The organism is Calidifontibacter terrae (assembly GCF_054778835.1).
Genome location: NZ_BAAGZF010000002.1, coordinates 375,194 through 393,890, shown reverse-complemented (window position 1 = coordinate 393,890; position 18,697 = coordinate 375,194). Strand labels below are relative to the sequence as shown.

At 67.1% G+C, this 18,697-nt stretch carries 14 protein-coding genes; 5 read left to right on the top strand and 9 right to left on the bottom strand.

Annotation, left to right across the window (positions count from 1 at the left end):
- Positions 1-39: 39 nt before the first annotated feature.
- Positions 40-1,017 carry a non-homologous end-joining DNA ligase gene (gene ligD / locus ACYU98_RS04570; RefSeq protein WP_460467008.1) on the top strand — a complete coding sequence of 326 codons (978 nt, stop codon included), beginning with the start codon at positions 40-42 and terminating at the stop codon, positions 1,015-1,017.
- Positions 1,018-1,045: 28 nt separating this feature from the next.
- Here ligD and ACYU98_RS04565 read toward each other — a convergent pair whose 3' ends face one another.
- The 3 genes from ACYU98_RS04565 to ACYU98_RS04555 form a co-directional block, all read right to left on the bottom strand.
- The gene (locus tag ACYU98_RS04565) at positions 1,046-1,867 is read right to left on the bottom strand and encodes a dolichyl-phosphate beta-glucosyltransferase (protein ID WP_460467007.1); all 822 of its coding nucleotides are present in this window, start codon (positions 1,865-1,867) and stop codon (positions 1,046-1,048) included.
- Between the two features lie 11 nt (positions 1,868-1,878).
- Positions 1,879-4,035 (bottom strand): ArnT family glycosyltransferase, encoded by a 2,157-nt coding sequence (locus ACYU98_RS04560; RefSeq protein WP_460467006.1) that lies wholly within the window; start codon positions 4,033-4,035, stop codon positions 1,879-1,881.
- A gap of 111 nt (positions 4,036-4,146) precedes the next feature.
- Positions 4,147-4,932, bottom strand: a complete 786-nt coding sequence (locus tag ACYU98_RS04555) for a DUF4352 domain-containing protein (RefSeq protein ID WP_460467005.1) — start codon at positions 4,930-4,932, stop codon at positions 4,147-4,149.
- A gap of 179 nt (positions 4,933-5,111) precedes the next feature.
- Here ACYU98_RS04555 and ACYU98_RS04550 point away from each other — a divergent pair, with 179 nt between their 5' ends.
- Both ACYU98_RS04550 and ACYU98_RS04545 read left to right on the top strand, forming a co-directional pair.
- Positions 5,112-6,386 (top strand): sensor histidine kinase, encoded by a 1,275-nt coding sequence (locus ACYU98_RS04550; RefSeq protein ID WP_460467004.1) that lies wholly within the window; start codon positions 5,112-5,114, stop codon positions 6,384-6,386.
- Positions 6,383-7,096 carry a response regulator gene (locus ACYU98_RS04545; protein WP_460467003.1) on the top strand — a complete coding sequence of 238 codons (714 nt, stop codon included), beginning with the start codon at positions 6,383-6,385 and terminating at the stop codon, positions 7,094-7,096. Before ACYU98_RS04550 ends, ACYU98_RS04545 begins: the two co-directional genes overlap by 4 nt.
- 70 nt (positions 7,097-7,166) lie before the next feature.
- Here ACYU98_RS04545 and ACYU98_RS04540 read toward each other — a convergent pair whose 3' ends face one another.
- A complete protein-coding gene (locus ACYU98_RS04540) occupies positions 7,167-8,567 on the bottom strand; it encodes an FAD-binding oxidoreductase (protein ID WP_460467002.1) in 1,401 nt (466 codons plus the stop codon).
- Positions 8,568-8,776: 209 nt separating this feature from the next.
- On the opposite strand from ACYU98_RS04540, the gene ACYU98_RS04535 reads away from it, so the two are divergent.
- The gene (locus tag ACYU98_RS04535; protein ID WP_460467001.1) at positions 8,777-9,208 is read left to right on the top strand and encodes a hypothetical protein; all 432 of its coding nucleotides are present in this window, start codon (positions 8,777-8,779) and stop codon (positions 9,206-9,208) included.
- Positions 9,209-9,211: 3 nt separating this feature from the next.
- Here the strand turns inward: ACYU98_RS04535 and ACYU98_RS04530 are convergent, their stop codons facing one another.
- The 5 genes from ACYU98_RS04530 to ACYU98_RS04510 form a co-directional block, all read right to left on the bottom strand.
- The gene (locus tag ACYU98_RS04530) at positions 9,212-10,090 is read right to left on the bottom strand and encodes an SDR family NAD(P)-dependent oxidoreductase (protein ID WP_460467000.1); all 879 of its coding nucleotides are present in this window, start codon (positions 10,088-10,090) and stop codon (positions 9,212-9,214) included.
- A gap of 100 nt (positions 10,091-10,190) precedes the next feature.
- Positions 10,191-13,463, bottom strand: a complete 3,273-nt coding sequence (locus tag ACYU98_RS04525; protein WP_460466999.1) for a DEAD/DEAH box helicase — start codon at positions 13,461-13,463, stop codon at positions 10,191-10,193.
- 59 nt (positions 13,464-13,522) lie between these two features.
- The gene (locus ACYU98_RS04520; RefSeq protein ID WP_460466998.1) at positions 13,523-14,455 is read right to left on the bottom strand and encodes a pirin family protein; all 933 of its coding nucleotides are present in this window, start codon (positions 14,453-14,455) and stop codon (positions 13,523-13,525) included.
- On the bottom strand, positions 14,452-16,506 hold the full coding sequence (locus ACYU98_RS04515; protein ID WP_460466997.1) for an NAD(+) synthase: 2,055 nt from the start codon (positions 16,504-16,506) through the stop codon (positions 14,452-14,454). The genes ACYU98_RS04520 and ACYU98_RS04515 overlap by 4 nt, the downstream gene beginning before the upstream one ends.
- A 138-nt stretch (positions 16,507-16,644) precedes the next feature.
- Entirely contained in the window at positions 16,645-18,177 is a 1,533-nt protein-coding gene (locus ACYU98_RS04510; RefSeq protein ID WP_460466996.1) for an MFS transporter, read from the bottom strand.
- A 31-nt stretch (positions 18,178-18,208) separates the two neighbouring features.
- Between ACYU98_RS04510 and ACYU98_RS04505 the strand changes: the two genes are divergently transcribed.
- Complete coding sequence (locus ACYU98_RS04505; RefSeq protein WP_460466995.1) at positions 18,209-18,673, top strand: MarR family winged helix-turn-helix transcriptional regulator; 465 nt, start codon at positions 18,209-18,211, stop codon at positions 18,671-18,673.
- Positions 18,674-18,697 lie beyond the last annotated feature (24 nt).

Genomic DNA, 18,697 nt, shown 5'->3' with positions numbered 1-18,697 from the left:
TCTGACTCACGGCGCCCAAGGTACCCGTAGGTTCGGAACATGGCCGCGCGCAGCAGCTCTTCGAGCAGTTCATCCAGCATTCAGGTCGAGGTCGGCGACCGGTCCGTTCGGCTCAGCAACCCCGACCGGGTCTACTTCCCGACCCGTGGTGAGACGAAGGCAGACCTGGCCAACTACTACCTCTCGGTCGGCGAGGGAATCGTCCGGGCGCTTCGCGATCGGCCGTGCATGCTGCACCGCTATCCGACCGGCGTCGCCGGCGAGAAAGTCCACCAGAAACGACTCCCGCGCGGCGCCCCCGACTGGGTCGAGACCGTAGAAGTGTTCTTCCCGCGCTATCACAGAACTGCCGACGAGCTCTGTGTCACCGAACTCGCACAGGTTGTCTGGGCAGTCCAGATGTCGACCGTCGAGTTCCACCCGTGGAACAGTCGGCGACCCGAGATCGAGAAGCCCGACGAGTGGCGGATTGACCTCGACCCGATGCCGGAATGCCCCTTCGACACCGTCCGTCATGCGGCTGACGTCGCGTGGGAAGTGTTGGACGAGTTGGGCATTCGCGGTTTTCCTAAAACCAGCGGCGGGTCTGGCCTGCACATCTACGTTCGGATCGAGCAGGAGTGGGGCTTCGCTGATGTACGCCGCGCCGCGCTGGCCTTTGCCCGCGAGGTCGAGCGTCGCTCGCCGAATGACATCACCACCACGTGGTGGCGCAAGGACCGCGACCCCCGCTCGGTGTTCGTCGACTTCAACCAGAACGCCCGAGACCACACGATCGCTGCCGCCTACTCCGTACGAGGTAATCCCGAAGGCACCGTGTCGGCACCCTTCGATTGGCCCGAACTGACCGACATCCACCCCCAGGACTTCACCATCGCCACGATGCCGCAGCGGTTCGCCGACCTGGGCGACCTGCACGCGCAGATCGACGACATCGCGCACCGGCTCGACCAGCTGCTGGCGTGGGCCGACCGAGACGAACGCGACGGGGCAGCCGAGCCGCCGGAGCCGGACTGACCTGCGACCCGACGACCAGGCCAGCCAGCTAGACCGGCAGCACCTCCCCGCGACCCATCCGGGTGCGGATGTCCGCGGTCCGGGTCGCCAATCGGCGCCGGTCCCGCCGCATCCGCAACACCCCGGCGAGGTCGTCGCGCGCAGTACTGACGATGTCGACGCGGCTGTCGGGGTCGTCGTACCAATCGACCGGCACCTCGTGGATCCGCAACCCGGCGCGCTGGGCGAGCACCAACAACTCCGTGTCGAAGAACCAGGTGGTGTCCTGCACCATCGGCAGCAGCTCGCGGGCAACGTCGGCCCGGATCGCCTTGAACCCGCACTGCGCGTCGGTGAACCGCGCGCCGAGCGCACCCCGCAAGATCAGGTTGTACGACCGGGAAATCATCTCCCGCTTGGGGCCACGGACGACATTCGCCCCGCGCGCCAACCGCGAGCCGATCGCGACATCGGAGTGGCCCGACATCAGCGACGACACCAACGGCGCAAATGCGGCCAGGTCAGTGGACAGGTCGACGTCCATGTAGGCCAGGACCACCGCCTCCGAGTGCGACCACACCTCCTTCAACGCCCGCCCGCGACCCTTCTGCGCGAGGTGCACCACCCGTACGCCGGGGTAGTGCGCCGCGAGCGCCGCTGACTTCGCAAGGGTCCCGTCGCTCGACGCGTTGTCGGCGATGGTGATCCGGAAGATGTAGGGGAACTGCTCGGTCAGGAACCGGTGGACCGTGCGGATGCAGGCTTCGATCCCTGCCTCCTCGTTGTAGACCGGGATCACCAGGTCCAGCACCGTGGCGGGCAGCGTGAAGTCGGACATCTCGTGCGGTGCGCGTTCGAGTGTGCTGGTCATCTCTGCTCCTCTCAGCTGGTCGGCTGGGTCAGGTCGTAGAACGTCTGGCCGCCGATGGTCACCTTGGTGAAATTGGCCGTCACCCACGAACTGATCTGGCTCGCGTCGTTCGACCCACCGCCGGCTCCGCCACCGGTTCCACCCGAGGCGAGGAAGTAGTGGATCTTGCCCGCGGTCACGTAGGCCTTGAACCGGGCCAGGGTCGGTGACGGGTCACTTCCGTTGAAGCCACCGATGGCCATCACCGGCTTGCCGCTGCCGAGTTGCAGACCGGCGGCGTTCTGGCTGCCGATGGTCGCAGCCACCCAGGTGTACTCCGAGGCATTCGCCTGCAACGCCGCGACGACCGCGGTGCTCGGGGTGCTGGCGTCGAGCAGGCCGCCCATGCCGCCGCCCTGAGCCATGCCGGCCATGCGCTCGCCCATGGCGGTCGTGCCGCCGGGAACACCCATCGCTGCACCCGCGGTCCCGCCGGTCGTTCCGCCCGCGGTTCCGCCGGTCGTTCCGCCCGGTGCGCCCCCCGGTGCGCCACCCGTCCTGCCACCAGGCGGGGTGCCCGGCTGACCGGCGCCTCGGGTTCCGCCGCCGAAGCCACCGCCCATTCCCCCCATGCCGCCGCTGGACGGACCCGCGCTGACAATTGATCCGGTGTGACCGCTGCCGAGAGTCGTGTAGGTGTACGCCACCGGTCCGGCCAGTCCGGCGATGATCGCGCCGGACAACACCAGCGGGACCGCGCTGCGGTGCAGCCAGCGCAGGCCGAGCATCAGCGCCGCCGAGGCGAGTCCAACGATCAGAACCAGATAGCGCAGCCACTGGCCGTAGTCAGTCACCCGGGTCAAGAGCACGAAACCCCAGATCGCGGTGACCGCAGTCGCCGCCGCGAGGGTGATCGCGCCGATCAGCTCGTCCTTGCGCTCCCACGCAATCACGCCGCCCATGCCAACCACCGCGGCGATCGAGGGGGCGAGCGCCACCGTGTAGTACGCGTGGAAGATGCCGGCCATGAAGGAGAATGTCAGCGCGGTGACGACCATCCAGCCACCCATGACGATGAGCGCGGCGCGCCGCAAGTCCGTACGAGGGGCTCTGCCCCGCAGCACAATTCCCATCACCAGCAGTAACACAGCGGTCGGGAGGAGCCAGGAAATCTGGCCGCCGATCTCGGAGTCGAACAACCGGGTGATGCCGGTGGCACCCCACTGGCCGCTGCTGGTTCCGCCGCCGCCCCCGCCGACGGAACCAGTCTCGTCACCGCTGAGCCGGCCGAAACCGTTGTAACCGAAGGTGAGTTGAAGGAAAGAGTTGTTCTGGCTGCCGCCGATGTAGGGGCGCATCGAAGCAGGCATCAGTTCGACGATCGCGACCCACCAGCCTGCGGAGAGAACCATTGCGCCGACTCCGGCGACCGCACCCACGATCCGACGCCGCCGGGTGGTGTCGGCCGCGATGAGGTAGGCGATGCCGAAGAACGGCACCACCAGGAACACCTGCAGTGTCTTGGTCAGGAAGCCCAGGCCGAGAAACACACCGGCGATGGCCATCCACTTGGTCGATCCGCGCTCGATGGACCGCAACGTCGCCCAAGCGCCGAGCATCATCAGCAGGACCAGCAACGCGTCGGGGTTGTTGAAGCGGAACATCAGAACGGCCACCGGGGTCAGCGCCATGGTCGCGCCGGCCAGCAGACCACCAGCCGCCGAGAAGTAGCGCTTGACCATCGCGTAGACCAACCCGACGGTCGCGACACCCATCAGCACCTCGGGCATCAGAATCGCGAAGGAGTTGAGCCCGAAGATCCGAACCGACAGTCCCATCACCCACAACGCCGCAGGCGGTTTGTCGACGGTGATCGAGTTCGCGGAGTCCAAAGAGCCGTAGAAGAACGCCTTCCACGACTGCGAACCGGCTTGGGCCGCAGCCGAATAGAACGAGTTCGCGTATCCGCTGGAGGTCAGGTTATAGAAGTAGGCCGCCGCGGTGACGACCAGGAGCGCGATCAGCGCCGGCCTGGCCCACCGCGGGTCCGCCGGCGCACCGCGCCACAAGCGGGTCATCCGCGACCCGCCACCATCGGCGGCGTCCTCGGGCGCAGATCTGGACAGCCTGAACCGCGCACTGCGGCCGGCGGGGTCGGAGGTGCGCAACTGCGCGGTCACGGAATTCATACAGGCTACGTTCGACAGTCCCGCTGTGCCGATGCTGTGGCAGCCCGATGGTCTGGCGAGGAGAATCGCCCGTACGCCGCAGGAGAGAAACCACGGCGTACGGGCGATGAGTCACTTCAGCGAGACCGTCACCCCACCGCTGAACGCCGAGTCGTGCAGCTCCAGCGAGGCCGGGGTGGCGCCGGCCGGCATGTCGTAGATCAGGGTCCCGGTCGCGGTGTTTCCCGGGTTGATCTCGTTCATCCACAGGTTGTTGTTTTTGAGGTAGATCGACGCCTCGGTGTCGGCGCTGAATTGCCGGCCCTGTGTGTCGGTGACCTTCTGGTTGTCGTCGAACATCGTCTGCGACTTGTCACCGATGTTCTTGACCGTCACCGAGATCAACACGAACGAGCCCTGCGCCTGCTTGCCGAGGTACTGATCCCCGATCGACTTCACCCCGGTCTTGACCTTGGTCACGGTGAACTCGAATTTGCCGTCGCGAACGGGAGTGCCCAGACCCGGGTCCTTCTTCTCGACCTTCGACCCGGTCTTCGTCTGAGTTGCCGTTTCCGCGGCGCTCTTGCTGTCGGTCTTGGAGTCGGTCGCCGCTGCGCTCGAGGCACTGTTGGCCGCTGCGCTGGTGCCGGTGTCGGAACTGCTCGCCGCGGCGTTGCTGTTGGCCCCACCGCCGCCGGAGACGGCCGAGCCGATCGCAGCCACGAGCACCAACGCGCCCAGTCCACTGAGGATCTTGTGGCGCAGGAACCAGCTCTTCTTGGGCGGCGGCGCCTGAACGTACGGCGGTGTCGGGGGCAGGTGGTTCGCCGGGCCGTACGCCGGCGGTTGCTGGCCGTGCCACTGCGTTCCCTGCTGCTGGTTCGGCTGGTTGTTGGGCTGCGAGTTCTGGTTGTTCATGACGGATCCTCCGCTGCTGGTGGGGTTGCTGATCGGGGTTCGATCGATGCCACTAGTGGACGGCCGCAGGCCACTTCGCGGCATCGGCGCATCAGCCCGAACCGCCTCCTCCGATCGGAGGAGGCAGGACCGACCGGACGGTCGAGGAGGTTGTCGGTGCAGGTCGGTAGGTTCTGTGCATGCCAGTCAAGGGGGAACCGTCAAAACTGTGGCGGCGGGTGCGAACCACCGCGCTGGTGATGGCCACGGTGATGTCGGTGACGCTGGCCATGAGCCAGCGTGATGCGCGCATTGCCGGAGTGACCGTGCAGGGCGAGACCGCGCGGGGCGACAGCTGGTCCATCCTCTTGTGGCTGGTCGGGGTGACCGGCTGCGTGCTGGTGGTCTGGCGTCGGCGCTGGCCGCTGCCGCTCGCCCTTGGATGGTCGGCGATCACCCTGCTGTTCCCGATCGACGGGTCGTTGCCATTGGTCGGCGTCTTCGCGGTTGCCACCAGCGGAATCGCCTGGCGGGTGGTCGCGCCAGTCGCTGTCTTCGCGACGATCGCGGTCGGCGTCTCCGTCCACCGCGACGTGCAGGGTTACAACTCGGTGCAGTCCTTTTGGCGCACCTTCTTCCCCTTCCCGGCCGGCTCGACGTTCCCCTGGGCGGTCGCCCTCGCCATCCCGATCGTGTTGGTCGCGATCTGTCTGGGCGGCGCGGTGTTGCTTCGCGGCCGACGCCAACTCGCGACCAGCACCGTGGCTCACGATCTGGCCACTGATCGCATTCGGGTGCTCGACGAGACCGTCGCCCGTCAAGCCGAACGGGAGCGCATCGCGCGCGAGATCCACGACGCCCTCGGCCACCGTCTGTCTCTGCTCAACCTGCATGCCGGGGCTCTTGAGTTGGCCGCCGCCGACAATCCGCGCCTGCAGAAGAGCGCGCGGGTGATTCGGGAGAGCGCCGGCCAGTCGATGATCGACCTTCGCTCGCTGCTGGAGTTGCTGCGGCGACCGGATGACCCCGACGTGGCCCGCGCCCTGCGCACCCTCTCCGACCTGCCCACCCTGATCGATGAGTCGTTGGCGGCCGGCAGCCCCGTCGCCAGCTCGATCTTCATCGACGACTCCAGCCCACTCGACGAACGGGTGAGTCATTCCATCTTCCGGATCACCCAGGAACTGCTGACCAACGCCCGCAAGCACTCTCCGGGAGCGACGATCCGCCTTCACCTGGATGCGCGACCGGCCAACGGGATCGAGATCTCCACGACCAACCTGTTGCCGCAGACCACCGACGGTCGCTTCCTACCCGGCCACGGGCTGAACGGGATTCACGAGCGGGTCAAACTCGCCGGGGGCGAGTCGTGGGCATGGGTCGACGACACCCACGCCTTCCGTTTCCTGGTGAAGCTGCCCTGGCAGTTCTCCCCGGTCAACCCATCGAACAACGCAGCGAAGAACAGCCGATGAGCGAACCGTCGATGGAGGAAATCCCGATGACCGAGGCGTGGCCGACACCACCCACGACCACCCCGATCCGGGTCTTGGTGGTCGACGACGACCCGCTGGTCGTGTCGGGGCTCTGCATGCTGCTTGACCAGGTCGACGACATCGCGGTCGTCGCCACTGCCAGCGACGGCGACGAGGTGATTGCTGCAATCGACGCCCACCACCCCGACGTCGTGTTGCTCGACCTACGCATGAAGCGTCAGGACGGGCTGACCACAACGACCCAGATCCACCGGCTGAGTCGACCGCCGAGGGTGCTGGTGCTGACCACCTGGGAGACCGACGATGTCGTCGCGCGTGCGATCACCGCCGGCGCCGCGGGCTTCCTGCTCAAGACCGCGCCGCCGAAGGAGATCCTCGACGGCATCCGCCGGGTGGCCAACGGCCATGGCGTGCTCGCTCCCGACAAAATCAGCTTCGTGCTCGACTTGGTCAACGCCGGGTCCGGCGGTCGCTCCGCCGCCGGCGAGGCGCTCGTTTCCTTGACCGGCCGGGAACTCGAGGTCGCCACCGCGGTCGCGCGAGACCTGTCCAATGCCCAGATCGCCCGAGAGTTGCACCTCTCGGAGACCACCGTGAAAACCCACCTCAGCAGCATCCAGCGCAAGCTCGGAGTGCCGAGCAGGGTCGGGATCGCCGTCACTGTGGCGCGGGCCGGCCTGCTCGACTGACCGTCGCGTCACGTCTGGTGGCGCCCTATCCCCGTCACGCCTGGTCAGCCCGCGGCGTGAGCGAGTCGGGTCACGGCGCGATCGCCGCGGAAAGCACCCCAGTCGGGTCATATGCCTGCCGGACCGCGAGCCAACGGCTGTGGTTTCCACCCACATAGCGCGCCATCGTGGTGCCGGCCTCCAGGTAGTTCACATAGCCACCGGAGCTGTACGACCGCACGTCCGCGTGAGCCCGCGCGATCCAACTCGCCGCCGACGAATAGTTGCTGCCACCGACGTACCACTGAATGGAGCAGATGTGGTCGCGCCAGGGGAACGCGGTCGCGGTGTTGAGTGGTGTCGATACCGCCCCGGTGAGCGGGTCCAGGATGGCGGTGTAACCACTCGGCCCACTCTTGACCGCCCCCAGGATCGCGCCGGCCGCATTGGTCGACATCGCGCCGATGATGTCGGATCCGGCGGAGAAGGGCTGCCGCGCCGACGTGGTGCCGCCACCGAAATAGCGGGTGGTGTCCATGTAGGACCGCTCCGCATAGCTGGCCGACGACGCCGACGCTCCGATGGCCGAGATCAGCGACGCCGCGGCGCTGCGCTCATCGCCGACATTGGTGACGCCCACGATGCTGATCGTCAGGCTGCCGGTGCCGGTCGAGGTGAGGTGCAGGTTCGACCAGCGCGAGTTGTAGGTGCTGTGCATCCAGTTTGCCCATCCGGTCAACACCTTCACGCCGGCCGATGCGGGGAAGGTGAGCCGGAAGCTGCCCTTCGACGTGGCCGCGTGGGTGAGGAAGGTGAAGCCGGTCACCACCGCAGCATTTCCGCCACCGCCGCCGCGCAGCAGCCAGAACAGGTCGGCGTTATGGGTCGCGGAGACCCGCAACGCGGTGCCGTTGGGAATGACGACCGTCATCGAGCTGACCCGGTCGCAGGTGAGCCCGTAGGTGCGCGACTCGATGCCCAGTCCACCACCGACGGTCAGGCCGGAGGTGCCGACGGTCGGGCAGGTCCCGGTCGGAATGGCGCGACCGTGGGTGGCCAGCGACGCCTTCACCGGGTAGAGCGTGGTTCCGCCGTAGACCGTGGCGTTCGTTCCGGAAAGCGTTGGGCTCCAACCCATTCCGCGCATGTCGAGCACGATCGTGTTCGTCGCAGCCGAAGCCCCGACGTACGAGTGGCCGCCGCTACGTAGCGCGACCTTCAGCCCGTAGCGGCGAGCGAAAGCGAGGGTCGCCTGCACATCCGCCTGGCCCACCGCCCGCACGCAGGCGTAGGGAGACAACCCGTCGAAGCGGGTGTCGAACAACTGCTTCTCGGTGGTGAAGCCCGAGGCGCCACGGACCCACAAGGGCCCGCTCACCGCTCGATCCAGCGCCGCCCAATCGGGTGATGCTGCGTCCGCGCTTGCGATGAAGGCTGGGGCGACGACAACGCCAGCCGCGGCACCCAACATGGTGCGACGTGTGATGTTCATGATGTGAGAGACCCCCGTAGTCCCGATTCGGTTGGTCACGGTGACGCATCAAGTCTCCTCCGCGGGGTGCTTGCCCGCCATGGGTAGAACTGCCCAGGCGGGCGCAGCGCAGAACTGCCCAGTCGCGCGATATTTCCGCCACAGGCTGCTGACAGACCCCAACGCGACGATCGCCGACGACAACCCAATGATCGGAAGGTCTGAACACCATGAACGACGCCCACGACCCGTTCGCCGGCACCGACCACGCCGGCACCGACCACGCCGGCGGCGAGCTCAGCGTTCCCGAAGCCAATCAGCGACGGTGGTCGGGCAAGAAGACCGCCGTGGTCGCAGCCGTGGCCGTCGGGTTGTCATCGACCGTCGCGGTCGGCGCCGCGAACGCGCTCCCGCTCGGTTCGCAAGCCGGTGGCGGCGACTCCGGTCGTGGTGGCGGCCCGGGTGGGACTGGCCGGTTCCGTGGATTCGAGGGCGGGCAGACCGGGGAACACCGTCAGTGGTCCGGCCAGAACGGCACCACGGGCGGGCTTAGTTCGACCACCACTGAGGTGCCCCAGGGTCAGCCGCGCCAAAGTGGCCCGAACTTTCGAGGTGAGGTTCCGAACAAGGCAAACCCGAACGAGATGCCCCCGACGCTTTAAGGATCAGCCGCGGCGCTGGCGCACCTTCTCCTGAACCTTCGCCAGGCCACCCATCGGGTCTTTGCCGTCGCGAATCTGTTGCGCCGACCGGATCATCGCCTTGTCATAGGCGGCTCGCGCGAACCGCTTGGCGTTGTAGGCCGCGACGCCATCGGGGTCGGTCAGCACGATGAACTTCCCGGCTCGCACACCGTCCAACGCCTTCGCCGCGACTTGATCGGCCGAGCGCGGAGCCTTGGTAATCAGGTCGACCGCAGTCTGCTCGGTCTCCACGTCCTTGCCCTGCAGCGACTGCGCCAGGTTGGTGCGGAAGAAAGACGGGCAGATGACCGACACCTCAATGTGGTCCGGCGCCAGCTCGTGGCGCAACGTCTCCGACACCGCGACGACGGCGGCTTTTACCGCGTTGTACGACGCCATGTTGGGCGCGTGCACCAACCCGGCCAGCGAAGCGGTGTTGACGATCCGCCCGCCGCCACCCTCGCGCAGCATCGGCACGAAGGTGCGGCAGCCGCGTACGACGCCGAGCAGGTTGATATCGATGATCCACTGCCAGTTCTCGATCGACTCCACCTCGATCCGGCCTCCGGCCGCGACCCCGGCGTTGTTGAACAGCAGGTCGAGCCCACCCCAGGTGGACTCGACCCAGTTGCGTGTTTCTTCCCATGCCTCGTCGGAGCGCACGTCCATGGAGCGATACGAAACTCCTTGCGGCAGAACACCCTCGGGTGCCTGCTCGTGGACGTCGACAACCAGCACCCTCGCCCCCTCCGCGGCAAGGATCTTCGTCATTGCCAGGCCGAGGCCCGACGCACCGCCGGTGACGAGGGCGCGCTTGCCGGCGAACGAAACGGGTTCTTTGCTGTGGAACGGGAGCTTCATAGGTTCAGCCTAGGTCGGTGTTACCGGCGCGTACGCCAATTCGGCGCGACGAGTGTCACCGCCGTTCCACCAGCCCCGGCCGCCGCCAGCGCCACCAGCCTCAGTCGTCGGTCAGCAGCCCGCGGATGTCTTCGGCCGTGATCGCACCCGAGGCGCCGCCGCCGCCGTCGACGACTCGATCGAACAGATCTCGCTTGCGCTGCTGGAGGTCGACAACTTTCTGTTCGATGGTGCCCTGGGAGACCAGTCGATAGACCATCACGGGGTTCTCCTGACCGATGCGGTGGGCGCGGTCGATCGCCTGCGCCTCGGCTGCGGGGTTCCACCACGGGTCAAGCACGAACACGTAGTCAGCTTCGGTCAAGGTGAGCCCGACGCCACCCGCCTTCAGCGAGATGAGGAAGGCCGCGGCGTCGCCTTCCTTGAAGTCGTCGATCACCTGTTGCCGGTTAGTGGTCGAACCGTCGAGGTAGCAGGTCGTCAGCCCCGCCTCTTCCAGCGCCGCCCGGGCCAGCTTGAGATACGAAGTGAACTGGCTGAAGACCAGCGCCCGGTGACCTTCGGCGGTGATCTCCCGCAACTGTTCGATCAGGAAGCCGACCTTCGCACTCGGCTCCTTGGCGGTGTAGTCGGCATCGACCAACCGCGGATCGAGCGCGAGCTGACGCAACCGAGTCAACGAGGCGAGGATCGCAATCCGGTTCGCATCGGGATCGTCGAGCAACCCGAGGATCCGCTGCCGTTCGCGCTGCAGGTGGCGATGGTAATAGGCGCCGTGCTTCGGGGTGAGCGCGACCTCCATCAGCTGGATCTGCTTGGGCGGTAGGTCAGCAGCGACGACCTCCTTGGTGCGGCGCATCATCAGTGGCCGCAACCGGCGCCGCAACAGTTCCAGGGTTTCCTGATGACCGGCCTCGATCGGCCGGCGATAGGTTCGCGCAAACGCGTCTGGCCGCGGGAACAGCCCCGGCGCGGCCAGCGCCAGCATCGCCCACAGGTCCATCAGCGAGTTTTCCAGCGGGGTGCCGGTGATCGCCAGGGTGAACTGCGACTGCAGTCGCTTCACCGCGTGGAAGGTCTTCGACTGGTAGTTCTTGATGAATTGTGCCTCATCAAGCAGCACACCGCGCCACGGCAGGGCTTGGTATTCCGCGGCGTCGAGGCGCAACACGGTGTAGGAGGTCACGACAACCGCGGCCCCTCGTACGGTTTCAGCGAGGGACTCCGAGCGTTTCGCGGTGGTGCTGCGAATGGCCACCACCGGCAGCGTCGGCGCGAACGTCGCGGCCTCCCGCTCCCAGGTTCCGACCATCGATGAGGGCGCGATGACCAGCACTGGATCGGTGAGTTCGCCCTGTTCGTAGGCCCGTTGGATCATCGCGAGCGCCTGAACGGTCTTGCCCAGACCCATGTCATCGGCCAGCACACCGCCAAGGCGCGCGGCCCAGATCGAGGTCAGCCAGTGATAGCCGTCGATTTGGTAGGGACGCAGGGTCGCGGTGAAGTCCTTCGGCACCGGCGGCGGTTCGTGGGAACCGAGCTCGGACAGGCGCGCGACCCGTTCGGTCCAGGCGGCAGAACTGCTGGCGACCACGCCGAGTTCGACGAGCTCTTCCCACCAGCCGAGCTGGAACTTGTTGAGTTGCACTCCGCCGCGGCCACCGCGGTCGGACAGCTGCCGCGCCTCCCCGATCAACGCGGCGAGGCGTTGCAGTTCGGGGTGGTCGAGCGAGAACCAGGTTCCCGACTCCAGCAGGAGATACTCCTCGCCGCGAGCCAGCGCGGTGAACAGTGGTTCGAAGGGCACCTTCTCCCCGCCGACCGTCACCTCGATGTGCAGGTCGAACCAGTCGATGTCGTCGGTGTCGTTCGCCCCGATCTCGATCAGCGGGTCGTCGGTGGCTTCCTCGAAGACCGGAACGTCATCGGCGACCTCGATCTCGATCAGGTCGTGGGCCTGCAGTTGCGGCAGTTCCTGCCAGAACCCGATCGCGCGGTGGCCCTCCATCACGGCTACGTCGCGCGGCCACCATCCGATGCCGCCGATAGCTTCGAGCATCCCGGCCGGACGCAGCGCCGCGTCCACCGCCTCGACCAGCCGACGCTCGCCTTGGCGGTCGCGGCCGGTGCGGTCGGTCGCGTCGAGCGAAAGCGATTGGAGGGTGCCATTGGGATAGCGCACCCCGGTGGTTACGCGCACCGACACCTCGCTTGCGCGGGACACCGCAAGATGCAGGCGCAGCGGTTCGACTGACACCGGCTCGGGCCGACGGACGTCGCCGCCGCTGATGACGCCGTAGCGCTTGGCCAGGCGCGGCAGTTCGGCCTCCCGGAAGCCGTCGGCCACCGCGGGTGGGACGGTGACCGGGCCGTTGGTGGCCAGCCACTGGGCCAGCGAAGACATCGGGTGATCGAAGCCGGCAAGGGTCAGGTCATTGTCATCAATCACGACAACGCCGTGGGCCGGGTCACCGATCAAAACCTGCCGCCCGGGTCGATCCAGATCGAGGTGGGTGGTGCCGATCAGGTCGCCATCGGGAGTATCGCCAAACCGAATGTCGGTGCGAACCACGGTCTCGCACAACTCAACCCGCGCATCGGGGTGGGCGAACGCGGGCAGCAGTTCGACGCCCGCAGCCACTGCCATATGCAGGTCGTCCCACACGCCGCCGCCGAGCTCGTCCAGCATCAGCCGCGGCGCGCGAGTGATCGCAAACCCGGCCATCCGCCAGCGCTCCAACAACCGGTTAAGAGCCTGGGCGTGGTCAGCCACGAAGAAATTGCGGGAGCCTGGCCGCAGGTCGCTGCGGACGTCGGTCCACTCGATCGACATGTTCCAGCGGCCCGTTTTGCCCATCCGACACGGGATCAGCTCGAAGCGGGTCCGGGGCGTCGAATCGGTGCCCGAACGCGGTGCCATCACCGGCGCAATGCGCAACGCGAGGCCATCGCCCGGGTCGATGCTCGAGAGATCGTCGGGCTCCAAGAAGCGGTCGGAGAACTCCCGCCATGCGCTGTCGCCGCCCGGTCGTGCGTCGCCGCCGAGCGCTTCGCGGCCGGTCAACACCACGGCCGCGACGTGTTTGCAGGCCTCCCGCACAGGACAGGTGCAGCGCGATTTCCACTCCGCTGGGCGGGCACCCACACTCGGAACGGTCAACATGCAGGAGTAAGGGTTCGCGGAGCTCCCGTCGACGACGCCGATGATCATCCGGCCGTTGTCGCCGGTGTTGATCGACTGCACCCGCTCGGAGTCGACATAGCCCAGCGCTCGTTCGTAGGCGAAACGTCCGACGTGAGCGATCACGTCGTCGTCACTCACCTGGGCGAGCCATGCGGCACCGCGAACCTGCAGGCGCGGGGACGTTGGCATCCTCCGAACTTAACCCGTCCAGCCGACAACGGCCAAAGGCCGGGTGAACAACCAGTGTTTCAGCGCTTCCCGCGACGCCCACGGGGCCGCAGTCGTACGCCTGGGATCGACGGGGCCGGGATTCGGTCGACCGCGCCGACGTAGCCCTCGACGGCCCCGAAACGGGCGTCGCCGGCTTGCCATTCCTGCCGGAACTGCACGATTTCCTCGTGGGTGCGGCCGACAAAGTTCCACCACATCAGGATCTCCTCGGTGAACGGCTCGCCGCCGAGCAGAATCACCCGGGCGCCCTGCGGGCCGACGGTCAGCGACAGCGTCGAGGCGCCTTCGTCGCGGCAGCCAAGTTCGGCGTACGAAAGCTTCTGCTGCTCCCACTCCACCTCGCCGCGGTCGACCAAGACGGCGTGCTCGTACGAAGGATCGACCGCCAGCTCGACGCGCGCGTTCGGCGCAAGGTCCAGCTGCGCCCCGAGCAACGGGGTGTAGGTGTGGACCGGCGACGCCGCGACGCCCGGAAGTTCGCCGACGAAGACCCGCGCGGTTCCAGCCCCGCCGGCCAGCTCGACCGGCTCCGCCCGATGGAAGTAAAAGTCCCGGGCGGTGTGCCGGTCGCTGTCGGGCAGCGCCACCCACAACTGCACCCCATGCAGCGTCGTGGTGTCAGCCGTGGCGACCTCGCTGTGGCAGATACCTGCGCCCGAGGTCATGAAGTTGACCTCCCCGGGGCGTACGACCGCCGTCACCCCGGCGGAGTCACGGTGTTCGATCTCGCCCTCGAACAACCACGACACGGTCTGCAAGCCGGTGTGCGGGTGGGGCGGAACATCCATTCCCCCGTCGTTGCCCGCCCTGACCTGCTGCGGGCCGTAGTGGTCGACGAAGCACCATGCGCCGACGAACGAGCGGTCCTTGTGCGGCAGCGTCCGGCGTACGGTGATCGCGCGCAGTCCACCCAGCGGAACCTCACGCGCGGCCAACACCTGAATGCTCATGAGGTGGGCACCCGTTCCAGGTCGGCCAGCCAGGCGGCCGCATTGCCGTCGGACGGCGCCCGCCAGTCGCCGCGCGGTGACAGTGAACCACCGGCCATCACCTTGGGGCCGTTCGGCAGCGCGGACCGCTTGAACTGGCTGAAGGCGAAGAAACGTTTGATGAAGACCTCGAGCCAGGAGCGAATGGTCGCCAGGTCGTAGGCGATTTGCTTGTCGGCTGGATAGCCGGCCGGCCATTCCCCGCTCTTCTCGTCGTGCCAGCCGTTCCAGGCCAGGAACGCGATCTTGCTCGGGCGATAGCCGTAACGCAGCGTGTAGAAGAGGGTGAAGTCCTGCAAGGGGTACGGCCCGATCTTGTCCTCGGTCGACTGCATCTTCTCGCCGGGCTTGCTCGGAACCAGTTCGGGGCTGATCTCCTGATCGACGATGTCGGTCAACACCGCGCCGACCTCATCACCGAACAGCTTCTCGCCGACGACCCACCGGATGAGGTGCTGGATCATCGTCTTCGGGATGCCGGAATTCACCGTGTAGTGCGACATCTGGTCGCCGACGCCGTAGGTGCACCACCCGAGCGCCAGCTCCGACAGGTCGCCGGTTCCCAGAACAATCCCGTTGTCCTTGTTGGCGATTCGGAACAGGTAGTCGGTGCGCAATCCCGCTTGGACGTTCTCGAAGGTGACGTCGTGGACCGGTTCCCCATCGCCGAACGGGTGGCCCATGTCTTTGAGCATCTGAGTCGCGGTCGGCCGAATGTCGAGCTCGGCGAAGGTCACTCCGAGCCCCTCGGACAGCGCGTAGGCGTTGCTCTTGGTGTGATCGGAGGTCGCGAATCCGGGCATCGTGTAGGCCAGGATGTCTGTTCGCGGACGTCCCATCCGGTCCATCGCGCGAGCCGCGACGATCAGCGCCTGAGTTGAGTCGAGGCCACCGCTGACGCCGATGACGATCTTCGGATTGCCGATCGCCCGCAGCCGCTGCATCAGGCCAGAGACCTGAATGTTGTACGCCTCGAAACAGTCCTGCGCCAGGCGCGACTCATCGTCTGGCACGAACGGAAAACGGTCGACCTTGCGCAACAACCCGATGTCACCGGTGGGCGGGTCGAGCGTGAAATCGATGGTGCGGAACGAGCCGGTCAGAGCGCCATGGGTGCGGGCGTTGTCGTCGATGGAGCCGTCGCGCATCCGGTCTTGGCGGATCCGGTCAAGGTCGATGTCAACGACGGTGCTGCGCGGACCGTCCGGGAATCGTTCGGTCTCACCCAATAGGTCGCCGCACTCGTAGACCATCGTCATGCCGTCCCACGAGAGGTCGGTCGTCGACTCCCCCAGGCCAGACGCGGCATAGGCGTAGACCGCCAGACAGCGCGCGGACTGCGCCCGGCAGAGCAGGTGGCGGTCCTGCGCCCGGGCGACCGTGATCGGGCTGCCCGAGATGTTGACCAAGACGCTCGCGCCCGCCAGCGAGGCCATCGACGACGGCGGGACCGGCACCCACATGTCCTCGCAGACCTCCGCGTGGACGACCAGCCCGGGAACGTCGGTGGCCCGGAACAGCAGGTCGGGGCCGAACGGAATCTCCTTGCCGCGCAGCAGGATCGACCCGCCACGAGCCTCATCGCCGGCGGCAAAGTGACGCTTCTCGTAGAACTCGCGGTAGTTCGGCAGATAGGACTTCGGCGCGACACCGACGACCTCGCCGCCCTGCAGGATCACCGCGCAGTTGTAGAGCCGGTTGCCGTTGCGCAGCGGGGCGCCAACCACCACCAGGGGGCGCAGTTCACGGGTCGCTTCGGCCAAGGTGTCGATCGCCGCGAGGACGCGGTCGAGAACAACGTCCTGCAAGTGGAGGTCCTCAATCGCGTAGCCACTCAGGCACAGCTCGGGGAAGATCGCGACCGCCACGCCCTTGTCGTGCGCCACGCGGACCTGCTCGATCACGGTGCGTACGTTCGTGTCGGGGTCCGCGATCGCGGTCGGCATCGTGCACGCCGCGATCCGGGCGTAGCCGTGGGAGTAGGCACTCAGAAAATCCGTACGGGCGACCATGGTCCGATCTTGTCAGGTCCGACCGCCGTACGACGCCCGCGTCGACCTCAGGTGTGCAGGTGCCAAGCGCACCTACCCGCCCCACGACAAACCCGCCCCACCCCGCGACATCGGGGTAGGGCGGGTCCGTTGAAACGATCAGCCAGCGGCGGGAACCGGCTCGGTCGACCCAGACACGTCGGTGGGAGCAGCCGCATGGGAGCCAACCGGCTCCTTGCTGCCCCGACGCGGAACCAGCAGCGCGACCAACGCACCAGCCAGTGCCGCGCCCGCACCGAGCACGAAGCAGATCTTGAACGCGCCAGAGGTCGGGATGGCCGGGGTTCCGGCGCGCAGCACGCTGGTGTCGGAGGTCAGCACCGCAGCCATGACCGCACCGGCGAGGGTGGTGCCGACCGAACGCATCAGCGCGTTCACGCCGACGCTCGAACCGGCTTCGACCATCGGAACGTTGTCCAGGATCAGCGTGGGCATGGCGGCGTAGCCGATGCCAACACCGGCGGAGGTCACGCAGGTGGCGAGCATCAGCTGCCACGGAGCGCTCATCAGGGCGAGCGCGAAGACATAGCCGAACGCAATGACGATCGCACCGACCGCGAGGGTGATGCGCGCACCCGAGCGAGTGATCAGCGCGCTGGAAACCGGGGCGAACGCCATCATCATCAGGCCACCGGGGGCCATCCACAGACCCGCGGCCAGGATCGACTGACCCAGTCCGTAACCGGTCATCTCGGGCATCTCCAGCAGCTGCGGAACCACGATGATCTGCGACATCATTCCGAACCCGACCAGCACAGCCGCGAGGTTGGTGAACAGAACGGGGCGGCGAGCGGTGGTGCGCAGATCAACCAGCGGGTCGGCGTGATGCAGTTCGTACGCGCCCCACAGGACCAACACCACGATGCCGCCGACAATCGCGCCGATCGTGTTCGCCGAACTCCAACCCCACGACGAACCCTTGGAGACGCCGACGAGGAACGAAACCAGACCGACCGCGAGACCGATGATGCCGACGACGTCGAGGTGGCCCGGGTGGGCGTCGTGGACGCTCGGGACGACGACCAAAGTCGCGAACAGAACAACCACGGCAAGCGCGGTCGAGAGCCAGAACAGCCAGTGCCAGTCCAGCGACTGCACGATCCACGCCGAGAGCGGCAGGCCGATGGCTCCGCCGACACCGAGCGTCGCGCTGACCGCGGCGACCGCGGAAGCTCGACGGGCGGGCGGGGCGACTTCGCGGACCATGCTGATGGCGACCGGGATGTAACCCATCGCCATCCCTTGCACGGCGCGGCCGGCCAGGAACGGACCGACCGAGTCGGACATGGCGGAGATGATCGAACCGACGATCAGTAGCGCAGCGCTGAAGACCAAGACCTTCTTCTTGCCGTACATGTCGGCGAGGCGACCGCTGACCGGCATGGTGACGGCCGAAGCGAGCAGGGTCGCGGTGATCGCCCACGAGGCGTTGCTCGCACTGGTACCGAGCAGGGTCGGCAGTTCGCCCTGGATCGGCACGACCAGCGACTGCATGAGCGCACCGACGAGGCTGCCGACGCAGAGGACGGCGACAACGGCGGTAGAAGGGAACCGCGTGCGGGGCGCGGTATGGACGGCTGTTGACATGATGCTCCGAAGTGATGTTTGTGGGGTTGTGTGTAGATTACACATACTTGCGCTCTGCAACCAACCCGGAGGAACCATGACCGCCCCATTGCCGGACGACCGCGAGGTCGCTTCGCTGCTCAACCGGCTCGACACGTCGAGACGCGTCGCCGAGCAGCAAGGCGAGCTGCGGGCCGCCGACGGGCGCCTCCTCTGGCTGCTCTCCGACGGCCGCGGCCGCAGCCTGCGCGAGATCGCCGAAGAACTCAATCTCGAGCAGTCGACGGTGAACCGCCAAGTGAATGCAGCGCTGAAAACCGGGCTTGTTGGCCGGAGCCGCGCGGGCGGCCGCAGCTGGCAGTTCGCGGTGACCGAGCAGGGCAAGCAGGCGTTCGAGGTCGGGCTCGCCGAACATCTGAGCCTATTCGCCGGGGCCCTCACCGCCGTTGCCGACCGGCCCGCTTTCCTGGCGGATCTGGCCCGGTTCGTGGATGCGTACGCCGACCAGGTCCGTCGCGCGACCTGGTCGAGTAGGGGCCCCGAACGTGATGAGAATCACTAACCTGGAGTGAGTCCCCACCGCACG